General features: G+C 52.8%; 17 protein-coding genes and 1 tRNA gene. 10 read left to right on the forward strand and 8 right to left on the reverse strand.

The features are described from left to right. Positions 1–44: 44 nt before the first annotated feature. The gene (locus OGY04_RS15595; protein WP_003034070.1) at positions 45–1,412 is read left to right on the forward strand and encodes an L-serine ammonia-lyase; all 1,368 of its coding nucleotides are present in this window, start codon (positions 45–47) and stop codon (positions 1,410–1,412) included. Between the two features lie 169 nt (positions 1,413–1,581). After that, entirely contained in the window at positions 1,582–2,337 is a 756-nt protein-coding gene (xni, locus tag OGY04_RS15600; protein ID WP_219987664.1) for a flap endonuclease Xni, read from the forward strand. A gap of 76 nt (positions 2,338–2,413) precedes the next feature. Here xni and fucO read toward each other — a convergent pair whose 3' ends face one another. Together fucO and fucA are read right to left on the reverse strand one after the other, a co-directional pair. Further along, the gene (fucO, locus tag OGY04_RS15605; RefSeq protein ID WP_060683307.1) at positions 2,414–3,562 is read right to left on the reverse strand and encodes a lactaldehyde reductase; all 1,149 of its coding nucleotides are present in this window, start codon (positions 3,560–3,562) and stop codon (positions 2,414–2,416) included. 11 nt (positions 3,563–3,573) lie between these two features. Further along, complete coding sequence (gene fucA, locus OGY04_RS15610) at positions 3,574–4,221, reverse strand: L-fuculose-phosphate aldolase (RefSeq protein WP_003825656.1); 648 nt, start codon at positions 4,219–4,221, stop codon at positions 3,574–3,576. A gap of 563 nt (positions 4,222–4,784) precedes the next feature. Here fucA and fucP point away from each other — a divergent pair. The 5 genes from fucP (at position 4,785) to fucR (ending at position 10,638) form a co-directional block, all read left to right on the forward strand. Beyond that, positions 4,785–6,095 (forward strand): L-fucose:H+ symporter permease, encoded by a 1,311-nt coding sequence (fucP, locus tag OGY04_RS15615; protein WP_008785696.1) that lies wholly within the window; start codon positions 4,785–4,787, stop codon positions 6,093–6,095. 31 nt (positions 6,096–6,126) lie between these two features. Continuing rightward, entirely contained in the window at positions 6,127–7,902 is a 1,776-nt protein-coding gene (fucI, locus tag OGY04_RS15620) for an L-fucose isomerase (protein WP_003825648.1), read from the forward strand. A 107-nt stretch (positions 7,903–8,009) separates the two neighbouring features. Continuing rightward, positions 8,010–9,428 carry an L-fuculokinase gene (gene fucK / locus OGY04_RS15625; RefSeq protein WP_286577201.1) on the forward strand — a complete coding sequence of 473 codons (1,419 nt, stop codon included), beginning with the start codon at positions 8,010–8,012 and terminating at the stop codon, positions 9,426–9,428. A gap of 1 nt (position 9,429) precedes the next feature. Further along, a complete protein-coding gene (fucU, locus tag OGY04_RS15630) occupies positions 9,430–9,852 on the forward strand; it encodes an L-fucose mutarotase (protein WP_048236690.1) in 423 nt (140 codons plus the stop codon). A gap of 57 nt (positions 9,853–9,909) precedes the next feature. Then, a complete protein-coding gene (gene fucR, locus OGY04_RS15635) occupies positions 9,910–10,638 on the forward strand; it encodes an L-fucose operon activator (RefSeq protein ID WP_003825642.1) in 729 nt (242 codons plus the stop codon). A gap of 35 nt (positions 10,639–10,673) precedes the next feature. Here the strand turns inward: fucR and rlmM are convergent, their stop codons facing one another. The 4 genes from rlmM to OGY04_RS15655 all read right to left on the reverse strand — a co-directional run bounded on the left by rlmM (position 10,674) and on the right by OGY04_RS15655 (position 13,691). Beyond that, positions 10,674–11,774: a 23S rRNA (cytidine(2498)-2'-O)-methyltransferase RlmM gene (gene rlmM, locus OGY04_RS15640; protein WP_003034040.1), complete on the reverse strand. Its 1,101-nt coding sequence runs from the start codon at positions 11,772–11,774 to the stop codon at positions 10,674–10,676. Beyond that, positions 11,767–12,162 (reverse strand): DUF423 domain-containing protein, encoded by a 396-nt coding sequence (locus OGY04_RS15645; RefSeq protein WP_003034037.1) that lies wholly within the window; start codon positions 12,160–12,162, stop codon positions 11,767–11,769. The genes rlmM and OGY04_RS15645 overlap by 8 nt, the downstream gene beginning before the upstream one ends. Positions 12,163–12,180: 18 nt before the next feature. Next, entirely contained in the window at positions 12,181–13,098 is a 918-nt protein-coding gene (gene gcvA, locus OGY04_RS15650) for a glycine cleavage system transcriptional regulator GcvA (protein WP_003034035.1), read from the reverse strand. Between the two features lie 365 nt (positions 13,099–13,463). Next, positions 13,464–13,691 (reverse strand): YgdI/YgdR family lipoprotein, encoded by a 228-nt coding sequence (locus OGY04_RS15655; protein ID WP_003825635.1) that lies wholly within the window; start codon positions 13,689–13,691, stop codon positions 13,464–13,466. Between the two features lie 192 nt (positions 13,692–13,883). On the opposite strand from OGY04_RS15655, the gene csdA reads away from it, so the two are divergent. Together csdA and csdE are read left to right on the forward strand one after the other, a co-directional pair. Further along, the gene (gene csdA / locus OGY04_RS15660) at positions 13,884–15,089 is read left to right on the forward strand and encodes a cysteine desulfurase CsdA (protein WP_286585590.1); all 1,206 of its coding nucleotides are present in this window, start codon (positions 13,884–13,886) and stop codon (positions 15,087–15,089) included. Continuing rightward, positions 15,089–15,535, forward strand: coding sequence for a cysteine desulfurase sulfur acceptor subunit CsdE (gene csdE / locus OGY04_RS15665; protein WP_103014855.1), 447 nt, complete (start codon positions 15,089–15,091; stop codon positions 15,533–15,535). Before csdA ends, csdE begins: the two co-directional genes overlap by 1 nt. A 77-nt stretch (positions 15,536–15,612) precedes the next feature. Here the strand turns inward: csdE and tcdA are convergent, their stop codons facing one another. Both tcdA and mltA read right to left on the reverse strand, forming a co-directional pair. Further along, entirely contained in the window at positions 15,613–16,419 is an 807-nt protein-coding gene (gene tcdA / locus OGY04_RS15670) for a tRNA cyclic N6-threonylcarbamoyladenosine(37) synthase TcdA (protein WP_003825630.1), read from the reverse strand. A 108-nt stretch (positions 16,420–16,527) separates the two neighbouring features. After that, a complete protein-coding gene (mltA, locus tag OGY04_RS15675; protein WP_008785702.1) occupies positions 16,528–17,625 on the reverse strand; it encodes a murein transglycosylase A in 1,098 nt (365 codons plus the stop codon). Between the two features lie 205 nt (positions 17,626–17,830). On the opposite strand from mltA, the gene OGY04_RS15680 reads away from it, so the two are divergent. Next, positions 17,831–17,904, forward strand: a tRNA-Met gene (locus tag OGY04_RS15680). Position 17,905 lies beyond the last annotated feature (1 nt).

The following is a 17,905-nucleotide window of genomic DNA, read 5'->3' on the forward strand; positions in this document are numbered from 1 at the left end:
GCCGCTCCTCGGGGCGGCGCACCTCGATACACAATGGACGCCTCATGATTAGCGTATTCGATATTTTCAAAATCGGCATTGGCCCTTCCAGCTCCCACACTGTTGGCCCGATGAAAGCAGGCAAACAATTCACGGATGACCTGATTGCACGCGGAATTCTCACTGACGTAACCCGCGTAGTGGTTGATGTCTATGGCTCTTTATCTCTGACGGGGAAAGGTCACCATACCGACATCGCGATAATTATGGGCCTGGCGGGTAATCTGCCGGATACCGTAGACATTGATGCCATTCCGTCCTTTATCCAGGATGTGAATACTCATGGGCGTTTGCTGCTGGCAGACGGTCAACATGAGGTCGAGTTCCCGGTCGACAAGTGCATGAATTTCCATGCGGACAATCTGTCCCTGCACGAAAACGGGATGCGCATTACCGCACTGGCGGGCGAAAAGGCTATTTACAGCCAGACTTACTATTCCATTGGCGGTGGGTTCATCGTTGATGAAGAACATTTTGGTTTACCGAACAACTCTCCGGTAAACGTGCCATATCCGTATAAATCCGCAGCTGATTTGCAACGTCATTGCCAGGAAACCGGCCTGTCGCTTTCCGGTCTGATGATGCAAAACGAACTGGCGCTGCACAGCAAAGAAGAGCTGGAACAGCACTTTGCTAACGTCTGGGAAGTGATGCGTAGCGGGATTGAACGCGGCATCACTACCGAAGGTGTATTGCCGGGCAAACTGCGCGTTCCGCGTCGTGCTGCTGCGCTGCGTCGCATGCTGGTCAGCAGCGACAAAACCACCACCGACCCGATGGCGGTTGTTGACTGGATCAACATGTTCGCGCTGGCCGTGAACGAAGAAAACGCAGCCGGTGGACGCGTGGTGACTGCACCAACCAACGGTGCATGCGGGATTGTTCCTGCCGTACTGGCGTATTACGACAAGTTTATCCGTGAAGTGAACGCTAACTCGCTGGCACGCTACATGCTGGTCGCGAGCGCCATTGGTTCACTGTACAAGATGAACGCCTCTATCTCTGGTGCCGAAGTCGGCTGTCAGGGTGAAGTTGGCGTCGCCTGCTCCATGGCAGCGGCTGGTCTGGCTGAACTGCTGGGCGGTAGCCCAATGCAGGTATGCATCGCGGCAGAAATCGGTATGGAACACAACCTGGGTCTGACCTGCGACCCGGTTGCCGGCCAGGTTCAGGTACCGTGCATTGAGCGTAATGCCATTGCTTCGGTTAAAGCGGTGAACGCTGCACGTATGGCGCTGCGCCGTACCAGTGAACCACGCGTGTGCCTCGATAAAGTTATCGAGACCATGTACGAAACCGGTAAAGACATGAACGCCAAATACCGCGAAACCTCTCGTGGTGGTCTGGCGATGAAGATTGTCACCTGCGATTAATTCTCAGCACATTTTTGTATCTGTAGGCCGGATAAGGCGCTCGCCGCATCCGGCTTTTATTGCCTGATGGCGCTTCGCTTATCAGGCTTACGGATAGCGCTCTTTCGCAATGCTCGTCTCCACTCGTCGTGAATGTTACCCTACAGACTAATTTGTTAGGGAGAACACCGTGGCCGTCCACCTGCTCATTGTTGATGCACTGAATCTCATCCGCCGTATTCACGCCGTACAGGGCTCTCCCTGCGTGGAGACATGCCAGCACGCGCTCGATCAGCTGATTATGCACAGTCAGCCCACGCACGCCGTGGCGGTATTTGATGACGAAGCGCGTAACAGCGGCTGGCGTCACCAACGGTTACCTGACTACAAAGCCGGTCGCCCGCCGATGCCTGACGATTTACACCAGGAAATGCCCGCCTTACGCGCCGCTTTTGAACAGCGCGGCGTCTGCTGCTGGGTATCCAGCGGGAATGAAGCCGATGATTTAGCCGCCACTCTGGCGGTGAAAGTTAGCCAGGCGGGACACCAGGCGACTATCGTCTCAACCGATAAAGGCTACTGTCAGCTACTCTCCCCAACGCTGCGGATTCGCGATTATTTCCAGAAACGCTGGCTGGATGCGCCGTTTATCGAGAAAGAGTTCGGCGTACTGCCGCAACAGTTGCCTGATTACTGGGGACTGGCCGGGATCAGCAGTTCTAAAATACCGGGGGTTGCCGGTATTGGTCCTAAAAGTGCCACACAACTGCTGGCACAGTTTCCAACGCTGGAAGCGCTGTATGAACACCTGGATGATGTACCGGAGAAATGGCGCAAGAAACTCGAAGAACATCGGGAGATGGCGTTTTTGTGCCGCGATATCGCGCGGCTGCAAACAGACTTACATATCGACGGAAACCTACGGCAACTACGGCTGGCGCGGTAGCCTTATTTCCGGATGGCGCTGCGCTTATCCGGCCTACTTATTGTACAACCCTGTAGGCCAGATAAACGCCAGGTGATTACCAGGCGGTATGGTACAGCTCAACGATATCCCCAAGGCTCGCTTCACGCGGATTTCCCCCGGTACAAACATCGTCAAATGCGGCTTGCGCCAGCGCAGGAATATCCTCTTTACGGACGCCAACATCGCGTAGATGCAGTGGGATACCTACATCGCGATTAAGGGCGAAGACGGCATCCACCGCCGCTTTGCGTGCCTCTGCCAGCGTCAGTCCTTCAACCTTAACCCCCATTACCCGGGCGATATCGCGGAATTTTTCCCCGGTGAATTCGGCGTTATAGTGCATCACGTGCGGCAGCAAAATGGCATTCGCGACGCCGTGCGGCGTGTTGTAGAACGCGCCTAACGGGTGTGCCATGCCATGCACTAATCCCAGACCTACGTTGGAGAAACCCATCCCGGCAACGTACTGGCCCAGAGCCATCGCTTCCCCCGCCTGGCTGTCGCCCACAACGGAACCGCGTAATGACCCGGCAATAATTTCGATGGCTTTAATGTGCAGCGCATCGGTAAGCGCCCACGCAGCCCGCGTGATGTAGCCTTCAATGGCATGAGTCAGTGCATCTACGCCAGTAGCCGCTTTTAATGCGGCAGGCATGCCGTCCATCATGTCAGCATCAATGAACGCCACCTGCGGGATGTCATGTGGATCGACACAAACAAACTTACGCCGATTCTCTTCGTCAGTGATCACGTAGTTAATGGTCACTTCCGCCGCCGTTCCCGCAGTGGTTGGTATAGCCATAACTGGCACGCTCGGGAAGCGTGTCGGCGATAACCCTTCAAGGCTGCGTACATCCGCAAACTCCGGGTTATTGTTAATAATACCAATCGCTTTACAGGTATCCTGCGGGGAGCCACCGCCAATGGCGACCAGATAGTCTGCGCCGCTTTGCTGAAAGACACTCAATCCTTCCTGCACTACCGCAATGGTTGGATTAGGAATAACGCCTGAATAGATTTCCCATGCCAGACCTGCAGCATCCATTCGGGAAGTCACCTTCTCAACAATGCCGCACTGCACCAGATTTTTATCAGTCACAATCAATGCTTTGCGATAACCACGACGAATAACTTCATCGGTTAATGCGCCAACAGCTCCCCGGCCAAACCATGCCGTTTCGTTCAGAATCATTCTGTTCGCCATCGTTTTATCTCCTATTCCTCAATACGCAATCCATATGTTTTGAATTTTTCCAGCACAATAGCGATAGCCTCATCGTCCAGTACCGGAACCGGATCGGTAATCGCCAGCGTGCTGAGATAAAGCTGCGCCAGCACTTCCACTTCATGCGCTAACCACAGGGCTTTTTCCAGATTTTCCTCGCAGGCGATCAGCCCATGATGCTGCAACAGCGTTGCTTTTCGGTTTTTCAGCGCTACCGCAACGTGCTCGGAAAGCTCACGCGTACCAAACGTCGCATATGGCGCACAGGGAATTGAGTTACCGCCAGCCGCCGCAATCATGTAATGGATTGCCGGGATTGGCCGATTGAGAATAGAAACAGCAGTACAATGCACGGCATGATTATGGACCACCGCCTGAGCATCGGGACGCGTCTGATAAGCGGCCATATGGAACCGCCACTCGCTGGAAGGTAATTTCCCTTCTTCGTGCTGCCCCTCAGCGTTGATGTACACAATGTGGGATTCGGTGAGTTTGTCATACGGAATACCCGTCGGGGTAATTAACATCCCGTCCTGGTAACGCACACTTACATTACCCGCAGTCCCCTGATTCAACCCCAGACGGGTCATTTCCAGGCAGGTATTGATAATCTGCCGTGCCAGCGTATTTCGTTCCATTACTTACCTCTCTCAGTGAGTCAAAATGCGACAACAGAACATTGCTAATACCTCGACGCTCTGTTGATTTAAGCGGGTATTTGCTAACTATCATCATGCTGAATAAAGAGAAGGGAATTTTTAGCACTGGATTTTGTGATGTTCATCAACTAATAACGCTGAATAAAAACATGCAGGCATAATATTACAATTCCAAAATGTCCGTTCTTAATAAAACCATTGTAAAACGGTCATTTGCGAATAAATTGTTACCATTGCCCGTTTTCCACTTAACTAATTAATTCGGGCATTATCCCTGTGGCTTTTTAATTTATTTTTCTCAAACGGTCATTGTTTTAAAGAAATTAAAGTGATGATAATCACATAAACCCACACCCTGAGCATAAATGTGACCACCATCATATTAATGGCCGGTTTTTATTTGAAAATGAATTCATGAGTTCATTCATGAAGGCCAATTTTATCTGGCAGGTTACCGGAACTCACCTGGATTAGCAGGTTGGTAAAAATCACCAACCGTACTCTTAAGCTGTTGAACATGCTTATGAACTGATGAGGATGCTATGGGAAACACATCAATACAAACACAAAGTTTTCATGCGGTAGAGCGGGGGCAGACAAAAAATTATGTCATTCCCTTCGCGTTACTCTGTTCACTGTTTTTTCTTTGGGCGGTTGCCAATAATCTTAATGACATTTTATTACCACAATTTCAGCAAGCTTTTACATTAACAAACTTTCAGGCTGGTCTGATTCAATCTGCTTTTTATTTTGGTTATTTCGTCATTCCAATCCCAGCCGGGATCCTGATGAAAAAACTTAGTTATAAAGCAGGCATTATTACCGGATTATTTTTATATGCCATCGGTGCAGCATTATTCTGGCCAGCGGCTGAGGTAATGAATTACACCTTATTCCTGATTGGCCTATTTATTATTGCGGCGGGCTTAGGTTGTCTGGAAACGGCTGCCAACCCCTTTGTAACCGTACTGGGCCCGGAAAGCGGCGGTCATTTCCGATTAAATCTCGCGCAAACTTTTAACTCATTTGGTGCCATTATTGCGGTTGTTTTTGGGCAAAGTCTTATTTTGTCTAATGTGCCACATCAATCTCAAGACGTACTCGATAAGATGGCGCCAGAACAGCTAAGCGCCTACAAGCACAGCCTGGTGTTATCGGTTCAAACCCCTTATATGATCATCGTCGCGGTCGTTTTGCTGGTCGCCCTGCTGATCATGTTTACCAAGTTTCCGACCCTGCAAAGTGACGATCACAGTGACAACGCTCAGAGTTCATTCTCCGCGTCCCTTTCCCGCCTGGTGCGCATTCGTCACTGGCGTTGGGCGGTACTGGCGCAGTTCTGCTACGTCGGTGCACAAACTGCCTGCTGGAGCTACCTGATTCGCTACGCAATCGAAGAGATCCCAGGCATGACGCCAGGTTTCGCCGCCAACTACCTGACCGGCACCATGGTGTGCTTCTTTATCGGTCGTTTCTCCGGCACCTGGCTTATCAGTCGCTTTGCGCCGCATAAAGTGCTGGCCGCATATGCCCTGCTTGCCATGATTCTGTGCCTGATTTCCGCCTTCACCGGTGGCCAGATCGGCCTGCTGGCCCTGACGTTGTGCAGCGCATTTATGTCGATTCAGTACCCAACCATTTTTTCTCTGGGGATCAAAAATCTGGGACAAGACACCAAATACGGCTCGTCTTTTATCGTCATGACCATCATTGGCGGCGGCATTGTGACCCCGGTGATGGGCTTTGTCAGCGATGCCGCTGGCAATATCCCGACCGCTGAACTGGTCCCGGCGCTTTGCTTCGCCATCATCTTTATTTTTGCCCGCTTCCGTTCACAAACGGCAGCCAACTGAATATTTATCCGAATAACGTGAGGAATCTGTGATGAAAAAAATCAGCTTACCAAAAATTGGTATTCGCCCGGTTATTGACGGACGTCGTATGGGTGTACGTGAGTCGCTCGAAGAGCAAACCATGAATATGGCTAAAGCTACCGCAGCGCTTATCACTGAAAAACTTCGTCATGCCTGCGGCGCACAAATTGAATGTGTGATTGCCGATACCTGTATCGCCGGCATGGCGGAATCCGCAGCCTGTGAAGAAAAATTCAGCAGCCAGAATGTTGGCGTGACGATTACCGTTACCCCATGTTGGTGCTACGGCAGTGAAACCATCGACATGGATCCGATGCGCCCGAAAGCGATCTGGGGCTTCAACGGCACGGAACGTCCGGGGGCGGTTTACCTGGCCGCCGCACTGGCAGCTCACAGCCAAAAAGGCCTTCCTGCCTTCTCCATCTATGGTCATGACGTACAGGATGCAGACGACACATCTATCCCTGCCGATGTTGAAGAAAAACTGCTGCGCTTTGCCCGTGCCGGCTTAGCGGTCGCCAGTATGAAAGGGAAAAGCTACCTGTCTGTCGGTGGTGTATCAATGGGCATCGCCGGTTCTATCGTCGACCATAACTTCTTTGAATCCTGGCTGGGTATGAAGGTGCAGGCGGTTGATATGACCGAGCTGCGTCGTCGCATTGACCAGAAAATCTATGATGAAACCGAGCTGGAAATGGCGCTGGCGTGGGCGGACAAAAACTTCCGCTACGGCGAAGATCAGAACGCGCAGCAATATAAGCGTAACGCAGAACAAAGCCGCGCAGTGCTGAAAGAAAGCCTGCTGATGGCCATGTGCATTCGCGACATGATGCAGGGTAACAAAAAGCTGGCAGACAAAGGTCTGGTCGAAGAATCCCTGGGCTATAACGCGATCGCCGCAGGCTTCCAGGGCCAGCGTCACTGGACCGATCAATACCCAAATGGCGATACCGCCGAAGCGTTGCTCAACAGCTCCTTTGACTGGAATGGCGTTCGTGAACCGTTCGTTGTCGCAACCGAAAACGACAGCCTGAACGGCGTGGCGATGCTGTTCGGCCATCAACTCACCGGCACGGCCCAGGTCTTTGCCGATGTGCGTACCTACTGGTCGCCAGAGGCGGTTGAACGCGTCACGGGTAAACCGCTGACCGGTCTTGCTGAGCACGGCATTATTCACTTGATTAACTCCGGTTCTGCGGCACTGGACGGTTCCTGCAAACAGCGCGACAGCGAAGGTAAACCGACCATGAAACCACACTGGGAAATCTCGCAGAAAGAGGCGGATGAATGCCTGGCGGCAACCGAATGGTGCCCGGCTATTCACGAATACTTCCGCGGGGGCGGTTACTCATCTCGCTTCCTGACTGAAGGCGGTGTGCCGTTCACCATGAGCCGTATCAACATCATCAAAGGGTTGGGGCCGGTGCTACAAATCGCGGAAGGCTGGAGCGTGGAGTTGCCGAAAGATATGCACGACCAGCTTGATGCGCGTACCAACTCCACATGGCCAACCACCTGGTTTGCTCCGCGCTTAACCGGCAAGGGCCCGTTCAGCGACGTCTATTCCGTCATGGCTAACTGGGGCGCTAACCACGGGGTGCTGACGATTGGTCACGTAGGTGCGGACTTTATCACTCTGGCTGCCATGCTGCGTATCCCGGTGTGCATGCACAACGTGGAAGACGAGAAAATTTATCGTCCTTCCTCCTGGGCCGCCCACGGTATGGATACGGAAGGTCAGGATTACCGCGCTTGTCAGAACTACGGCCCGCTGTATAAGCGTTAAACATCGAGCGATTGCCTGATGGCGGCGCGGCCTACGAAGCACACGGTTTTGTAGGCCGGATAAGGCGAAGCCGCCATCCGGCAATAGGTAATCTCCCAGGAGCAATTATGAAACAAGAGGTTATTCTGGTTCTCGACTGTGGCGCGACCAACGTACGGGCCATTGCCGTTGACCGACAGGGAAAGATTGTCGCCCGCGCAGCGACCCCGAACGCCAGTGACATCGCCGCAGAAAACAGTGCCTGGCACCAATGGTCGCTGGAGGCCATTCTGCAGCGCTTTGCCGACTGCTGTCAGCGGCTTTCCTCACAATTGGCCGCCTGCCAAATTCGCGGGATCGCCGTCACCACCTTCGGCGTGGATGGCGCGCTGGTGGATAAGAACGGCAAACAACTGTACCCGGTGATCAGCTGGAAATGCCTACGTACCGCAGCGGTAATGGAGAATATCCATCGCTACATGTCACCGCAGCAACTGCAGGAAATCTCCGGCGTTGGGGCGTTTAGCTTCAATACGCTGTACAAACTGGTGTGGCTGAAAGAGAACCACCCGCAATTACTGGAACAGGCGCACGCCTGGCTGTTTATCTCGTCGCTTATCAACCAACGTTTAACCGGCGAGTTCACAACTGACATCACCATGGCGGGAACCAGCCAGATGCTGGATATCCAGCAACGTGATTTCAGCCAGGACATTTTGCAGGCAACAGGCATACCGCGTCGCCTGTTTCCGCGCCTGGTTGAAGCAGGCGAACAAATTGGGGTACTGCAACGCGAGGCCGCCAGCCAGCTCGGACTTCCAGAGGGTATTCCAGTCATCTCTGCCGGACACGACACACAGTTTGCGCTATTTGGCGCAGGAGCCCAACAGGATGAACCGGTACTCTCTTCCGGCACATGGGAAATTCTGATGGTACGCAGTGCGCAGGTAAATACCTCCCTGCTCAGTCATTATGCGGGCTCCACCTGTGAGCTGGATAGTCAGGCTGGGCTTAACAATCCCGGTATGCAGTGGCTGGCCTCCGGTGTGCTTGAATGGGTTCGTAAGCTGTTATGGACCGCGGACACGCCCTGGCAAACGTTGATTGATGAAGCTCGGGATATTCCCGCTGGTGCCGAAGGGGTGAAGATGCACTGCGACCTGCTGGCCTGTCAGAATGCGGGCTGGCAAGGGGTTACCCTCAATACTACCCGTGGGCACTTTTATCGCGCCGCGCTGGAAGGACTGACAGAACAGCTGCAGCGGAATCTGCAAACGCTGGAAAAAATCGGCCATTTCCAGGCCTCTGAACTGCTATTAGTTGGCGGGGGCAGCCGCAACATCTTGTGGAACCAAATCAAAGCGAACGTTCTCGGGATCCCTGTCAAAGTGCTGGATGATGCCGAAACCACCGTGGCAGGCGCCGCAATGTTTGCCTGGTCAGGCATCGGGGAATTTACCTCCCCGGAGCAGGCGCGCGAACAGGTGCGCTATCAGTACCGTTACTTCTATCCGCAAACCGAATCCGAACTCACAGGAGTCGAGTAACATGCTTAAAACGATATCTCCCTTAATTTCCCCCGACTTACTGAAAGTGCTGGCCGAAATGGGACACGGCGATGAGATTATCTTTTCCGATGCCCACTTCCCGGCCAACAGCATGGGGCCACAGGTCATCCGCGCTGACGGTCTGCTGGTCAGCGATCTGCTGCAGGCGCTTATTCCGCTATTTGAACTGGACAGCTACGCCCCACCGCTGGTGATGATGGCTGCGGTTGAAGGTGACACTCTCGATCCTGACGTTGAGACTCGCTATCGTCAGGCGCTTTCATTGCAGACCCCCTGCCCGGACATCACGCGTATTGACCGCTATGCCTTTTACGAACGAGCACAAAAGGCGTTTGCGATCGTTATCACAGGAGAGCGGGCAAAGTACGGGAATATTCTTTTAAAAAAAGGGGTAACGCCGTAATCTCTGGTCAGAATGCCCGTCAGGTACGGGCATTCATCATAAGATGAGGATCAGAACATGAAAGCGGCGCGCCAGCAGGCAATCGTAGATCTGCTTACTAACCACAAAAGCCTGACAACCGAAGCCCTGGCTTTGCAGCTTAACGTCAGCAAAGAGACCATCCGCCGCGATCTCAGCGAGTTACAGACCCAGGGAAAAGTGTTACGCAACCACGGTCGGGCCAAAGTTATTCACCGGGAAAATCAGGACAGCGGTGACCCATTTCATATTCGACTCAAAAGCCACTATGCACACAAAGCGGATATCGCCCGTGAAGCGTTGGCATGGATCGAAGAAGGTATGGTGATTGCCTTAGACGCCAGCTCTACCTGCTGGTATCTTGCGCGACAGTTACCGGACATCAACATTCACGTTTTTACCAACAGCCAGCCCATCTGCCAGGAATTGGCTAAACGTGAACACATTCAGCTTATCAGCTCCGGCGGTCGCCTTGAGCGCAAATACGGTTGCTACGTTAATCCCTCGCTTATCTCGCAGCTAAAACCACTCGAGATTGACCTGTTTATTTTTTCCTGTGAAGGGATCGACAGCGACGGCGCGCTCTGGGACTCAAATGCAACCAACGCAGACTTCAAATCCATTCTGCTTAAGCGTGCATCGCAGTCTTTATTACTGATCGATAAAAGTAAATTTAATCGTTCGGGAGAGGCCAGAATTGGGCATCTGGATGATGTGACGCATATTGTTTCAGATACACAGCTGATTGAAGCAATCCAGGCCGAATAGGGCGATTACGCCGCCATCCGGCCTGGGTTGTAGCCTTATCGCTCGTCGCGACGACCGCCGACGGCAGCCCACAGACGACGTACGTGAACGGTTACTTCTTCACGGTCATGATACAGCTGACGCGCCTGAATCTGGGCATTTACACCATGTTCATCAAGCTGGGCCTGAATGTACGCCAGGTTCTGTGATACCTCTTCGTAGCGTTTTTTCATCGGCAGCTTGAGGTTGAAGATCGTCTCACGACACCAGCCGTTGACCAGCCATTGCGCCATCAGCGCGGCAACCTTCGCCGGCTTCTCCACCATGTCACAGACCATCCACGAAATGTTGTTGCGATTCGGACGGTACTTAAATCCGTCTTCACGTAGCCAGGTGACCTGCCCGGTATCCATCAGGCTTTGCGCCATCGGACCGTTATCCACGGAGTAAACCCACATATTGCGTTTAACCAGTTGATAGGTCCATCCGCCAGGGCAGGCGCCTAAATCCACCGCATACATTCCGTTCGCCAGACGCTCATCCCATTCATCGGCAGGGATAAACACGTGCAGCGCTTCTTCCAGCTTGAGCGTTGAACGGCTCGGCGCATCGGCTGGAAACTTCAGACGCGGAATCCCCATGTAAAACGGTGAGTTATTGTCAGGCCAGGAATAGCCGGTATAACAACAGCCAGGGGCGATAAAGAAGACGTGAACCACCGGACGCTTTGGCGTTTCATACTTTGCCAGTACGCCCGCTTCGCGCAGCGCTGCACGCAACGGTACGGTAAATTTACGGCAAAATTTAACCAGCTCTTTGCTTTCATTGGTGTCGGCAACTTCTACTCGCAGATCGCCACCCTTTTCCACCACGCCCTGCAACATGCCAACGATCGGTGTAATACGATCTTCCGGCGGTAAGTATTGCAGCAGCTCGCCCACCACAAACATTTGACGAGCAAAAATCAGCGAACTAAACGGCAGCTCTTTCACTAACTTTTCAGCATCGTCCTGCTGATAGCATTCGAAGATGACGTAACCCGCATTGTCTTTCACGCGGGCAAAACCGAAGATTTCCCGGCGTCCTGCTTTATCCGTAATTTCTGCGGCGCACTCTTTTTCAAAACCTGGGCGACACAACAATACAACCTTATTCATGGCTAACGCCCTTACGTTTCAATCGAATAGCGCCCACTAACATCAGCGCCCAGCCTACGAGGAAGCTGAAGCCGCCGACAGGGGTAACAAACGCCCACAGGCGTAAATGAGAGAGCGCGAGACAATACAGGCTGCCGCTAAACAGCACTGTACCTAATGCCAGAAACACGCTACTCCAGTAAAACCAAATACTAATGCGCCGTTGCATGGCGACGGCCAGGCCAAAGATAGCCAGCGTATGAAACGCCTGATACTCAAGGCCGGTCTGAATCCACCCCATTTCAACAACACCGAGGGTTTTGCTCAGAACATGTGCCCCAAAGGCGCCCAACGCCACAAAGATAAAGCCACTTACGGCGGCAAAAATCAGCATAAAACGGCTGGTCATTTGAATACCCTACGTAAATTATTGTTCATAACGAAAGCGGAATTTTTCTTGTTCCGTGGCCGCTTTCGCCAGAATCCACTGACGGAAGGCGGCTATTTTACCCAGTTCTGCCTGACTGTCATGACAAACCAGATAAAATGCGTTTTTGCTGACCAGAACATCGTTAAACGGACAGACCAGACGTCCGGCTTCAATTTCGGACTGCGCCATGACGTTGTTAGCCAGCGCGATCCCCTGTCCATGGATTGCAGCCTGTAGCACCATGGCGCTATGGCTGAAGATAGGTCCCTGCTGCACGTTGATATGATTCAGGCCAAGCTGGCGCGTATAGGCTTGCCAGTCTCGTCGCGACGCATCATGCAATAACGTGTGTTTTGCCAGGTCGTCCGGTGTCTTTAGCGGTTTATCACCGGTAAGCAACAGCGGAGAGCAGACCGGCAATAAATATTCTGCGTACAATTTTTCAACGCGCAGACCCGGCCAGTTACCGCGTCCGTAGAAAATCGCCACATCAACATCATCAGCCAGTTTGTCTTCCTGACGGTCCACCGCCTGGATCCTGACATCGATTCCCGGATAAGCTGAGTTAAAGCTAGAGAGTCTGGGCACCAGCCATTGGATCGCAAAACTGGGCAATAAACTAACGGTAAGCGCACCTTTTGCACTGCGTGCCTGAAGTTTACGCGTCGCGTCGGTTAATTGCGAAAAAATCTCTTTAATGTCGAGAAAGTAGCTTTGACCTTCTTCCGTTAACAGCAAAGATCGATTGCGTCGACGAAACAGTTTTAGCCCCAAAAAATCCTCAAGTGACTTGATTTGGTGACTTACTGCGGCCTGCGTCACAAAAAGCTCTTCTGCTGCGCGAGTAAAGCTTAAATGACGCGCTGCAGCATCAAAAACACGTAACGCATTTAAGGGTGGTAATCGTTTTGACATGACTTTTAGGCTTTGATGTTAAATGAATTTAACAATTAGCTAACAGGCTGTAACCTATTAGTTTTTTTTATCTGAGCCATTATAAATTGTCCGTTGAGGTTCTACCAGCAAATACCTATAGTGGCGGCACTTCCTGAAGCCGGAACGAAAAGTTTTATCGGAATGCGTGTTCTGGTGGGCTTTTGGCTTACGGTTGTGATGTTGTGTTGTTGTGTTTGCAATTGGTCTGCGATTCAGACCATGGTAGCAAAGCTACCCTTTTTCACTTCCTGTACATTTACCCTGTCTGTCCATAGTGATTAATGTAGCACCGCCAAATTGCGGTGCTTTTTTTTGTCCACGTTTCGTCGATGGCCGACCGGCTATTATTGCTCCAGTTCTACCATCTCTTTCACGTCAGTGCGGTTAATCTGCTGTTTGTTGCCGTTAGCGTCTTTATACGAAATCATCCCCGTCTCATTATCGGTCTGTGGTTTACCATCAGCTACGATTGATCGACCATCATTGGTGTGCATCACGTAATTCGAACCAGAACAGGCGCTCAGGGCAAAAGTCAGCATACAGGCAGAAATAATGGCGGCAGTCTTTTTCATCTTCTTCTCCTTAAAGCGATTTATGCTATTAAAAACATACTCCGTAACAGGCAAAATTGTTCGCCTAACGCTATTTAGCATAAGACACTGAACGGGCTTTGCCAGGATATCCAGAGTATTCCGATGGTTAGCACAACCCTTGTATCAATGCCCTTTTTGCGCCACGATCGGTTTACTGAACTGAGGAATACCATGAACGCTTTTAACCCCGCGCAGTTTCGCGCACAATTTCCCGCACTCAACGATGCTGGCGTCTATCTCGACAGCGCTGCTACGGCGCTAAAGCCACAGGCGGTCATTGAGGCTACCCATCAGTTTTATAGCCTGAGTGCCGGGAACGTCCATCGCAGCCAGTTTGCTGAAGCCCAGCGCCTGACCGCACGCTATGAAGCCGCGCGGGAAAAAGTCGCACACCTGATTAATGCGTCGGATGACAAAACCATCGTCTGGACCCGCGGCACAACGGAAGCGATCAACATGGTTGCCCAAAGCTATGCGCGTCCACGCCTTCAACCGGGTGATGAGATTATCGTTAGCGCAGCGGAACATCACGCCAACCTCGTTCCCTGGCTGATGGTCGCGGAGCAAACGGGGGCTAAGGTCGTCAAACTCCCACTCAACCCCCATTTGTTGCCAGACGTTGAGCGCCTCACGCAGCTCATCACCCCGCGCAGCCGCATTCTGGCGCTCGGGCAAATGTCGAACGTCACCGGTGGCTGCCCGGATCTGGCCCGCGCCATTACGCTCGCCCATGCGGCTGGCATGGTGGTGATGGTTGATGGTGCCCAGGGGATTGTGCATTACCCTGCCGATGTACAGCAGTTGGATATTGATTTCTATGCGTTTTCAGGCCACAAGCTATATGGCCCCACCGGTATTGGCGTGCTGTACGGTAAGCCGGAACTGCTGGAAGCCATGTCTCCCTGGCTTGGGGGCGGTAAGATGATTAGCGAAGTCAGTTTTGACGGTTTCACCACTCAGCCCGCACCATGGAAGCTGGAAGCCGGTACGCCTAACGTTGCAGGCGTTATCGGGCTAAGCGCGGCGCTCGAATGGTTGGCGGACGTCGACGTTGCGCAGGCCGAAAACTGGAGCCGGGGTCTGGCGACGCTGGCAGAAGATGCCCTGGCGAAACGCCCTGGCTTTCGTTCCTTCCGCTGCCAGGACTCCAGTCTGTTAGCCTTTGATTTCGCGGGTGTTCATCACAGCGATATGGTCACTCTATTGGCCGAATATGGCATTGCGCTGCGCGCGGGGCAACACTGCGCACAACCGCTGCTGGCGGAACTTGGCGTATCCGGAACACTACGCGCCTCATTTGCCCCTTATAATACCCAAAGCGATGTGGATGCGTTGGTCACAGCCGTCGACCGCGCGCTGGAAATATTGGTGGATTAATGACAAGCCCTCTGTTCGCCGGACACCCGTTTGGCACAACCGTAACCGAAGAGACGTTACGCAATACCTTTATCCCGCTTACTCAGTGGGAAGATAAATATCGCCAGCTGATTCTGCTGGGTAAGCAGTTGCCGGCGCTCCCGGATGCGCTAAAGGCGCAGGCCAAAGAAATTGCGGGCTGCGAAAACCGCGTCTGGCTGGGGCATACTCTTCATGAGAATGGCACTCTGCATTTCTTCGGCGACAGCGAAGGTCGAATAGTACGTGGGCTGTTGGCGGTATTACTCACCGCGGTCGAAGGTAAAACGGCAGCCGAGTTACTGGCGCGTTCGCCGATGGCGTTATTTGACGAACTGGGTTTACGCGCGCAGCTCAGCGCCTCGCGTAGCCAGGGACTACATGCTCTGAACGAAGCGATTCTCGAGGCGGCCCAGAAAGCCGGATGACGACGCTGGTATGTCTTATCCGGCCTACAACACTGCACGAACTGTAGGTCGGATAAGCGTAGCGACATCCGACACAATCAGGCCTGACGCGCGGCCTTCGCCATCATCTTCTTCAGCGCATGGGAGACAGCAACAAAGCCAAAGGTGGCTGTCACCATGGTGGCCGCGCCAAACCCGGACGCGCAATCCATACGCTTCGGCCCTTCCGCCGTCGCTTTCATCGCACATACCGAGCCATCCGCCTGCGGGTAAACCAGCGCTTCGGTCGAGAACACGCAGTCCACGCCCAGCTTGCCTTTACTGTTTTTCACCACGCCAAAATCGCTTTTCAGCCGCTCACGTAGTTTGGCCGCCAGCGGATCCTGGATGGTTTTTGCCAAATCAACGACCTGAATCTGGGTAGGATCGATCTGTCCGCCCGCACCACCGGTGGTCACCAGCGGAATTTTATTACGTCGACAGTACGCGATCAGTGCCGCTTTTGGGCGCACGCTATCAATCGCATCGATGACGTACGAAAATCCCGCATTCATATATTCAGCAACGTTATCTGGCGTAACAAAATCATCGACCACGTTCACCCGGCACTCCGGGTTAATCTGTCGGATACGCTCCGCCATCACTTCAGCTTTTGCCAGACCGACGTTATCACGCAGCGCATGGATCTGGCGGTTTGTATTGGTGACGCACACATCATCCATATCAATGAGTGTGATAGCGCCAATACCGGTTCGCGCCAGCGCTTCCGCCGCCCATGACCCTACTCCGCCAATCCCAACCACGCAAACGTGCGATTGGGCAAACAGCTGCAACGCATTTTCGCCATACAGACGTGCCGTACCGCCAAATCGTTGGCGCCAGGCATCGCTAATAACCACAGACATAGAACCTCAAATTCATTAATACCGAGCAGTCTGACTGCCTGATGTCGGCTACGCCTTATCAGGCCTACTCAATAATGTAGGCTTGATAAGCGAAGCGCCATCCGGCAATTAACCGCTGAACACGTTACCCGCACCCGGCGCTGTTTTTAGTACCCATACGCGACCGTAGTGATTATACCACCCGGCACGGTGTCCGGCGTCAGCGCCAATACCCTGATAGATGTCGAAGTGTTGCCCTTTAATAGCCCCACCCACATCTAACGCCACCATCAGGCGCAGTTCGTACTGGCCGGTAAACTTGCCGTTATTGTCCAGTAACGGGACTTCCGCCAGTAACGTTGTGCCCGCAGGAATGATACTACGGTCAGAAGCTACGGACGCGCGGCCAATCAGCGGCACCGCGCTGGCCCCTTTCACCGGAGCAAAAGATTGCGGTTTAAAGAAGACAAACGATGGGTTCTGCTCCAGCAGCTCACGCACTTCGGCTTCGCTGTGCGTTTCACCCCAGTGGCGAATAGCCTGCATCGACATATCTTCTTTTTTCACTTCGCCACGGTCGATAAGCACTTTACCGATACTGCGATAGGCGTGGCCGTTTTTCCCGGCATAGCTAAAGAAGTTGAGCGGGCTGCCATCGCCAAAATCGATGTAGCCACTGCCCTGAACATCCATAATGAAGTTATCCATCAGGGAATTACTGTATGCCAGAATATAATTGTCGCTTAGCGCGCCCGCGTAGATCTCGGCACGAGAGGGTAAGCGCCCACGTTTTGGCGGCATGCGATAGATAGGATACTGAAACTCGCCCTGGCGCGTATGGCGCGCCTGGATAACCGGTGTGTAGTAACCGGTAAACTGGACGTTACCGTAGTTGTCCGCCCCTTCCATTTGCCAGGCATCAATACCAAACTGGCGCATACTGCGCGTATCACCGCCCGCACGTAACCATTGCTGGATAGCGTTGTAGACGTCGCTCTGGTTGCCGTACAAACGTGGCGAAGCGCTGCGAATTTGATTAACCTGCTCGGCGAAATCACCGGCATTGATTGGCGCGCCAACCGCATCAGGCTGGTTCACCAGTGAGAAAGGCTGGGTAAATTTCCCGTCTTTATACTGCTGCCCACGATCGGTGGGTTTTGAGGAACACGCGGCGAGCATCGCGACTACAGCTCCCGCCAGAAGATATTTTGCCCAACGTCCTTTCATTGTTCTCGTCTTATGTTGCCTGAATGCGAGACGAAGATAACAAACCCCCGAACCTAATGAAATGCGTATACATACCCGAACGCAAATTTTGAGCAAAAAATAATCCAGAATGCGTTGTTTTTGTTCATTTTCACCCTAAAAACGTGATCAAGGTGAAAAAAGGGTTGCATGAAAATGCGAGCAGAGTATAGTGCGCATCCACGGACGCGGGGTGGAGCAGCCTGGTAGCTCGTCGGGCTCATAACCCGAAGGTCGTCAGTTCAAATCTGGCCCCCGCAAC

Source organism: Citrobacter sp. Cpo091 (genome assembly GCF_030332645.1).
Taxonomy (GTDB): Bacteria; Pseudomonadota; Gammaproteobacteria; order Enterobacterales; family Enterobacteriaceae; genus Citrobacter; species Citrobacter portucalensis.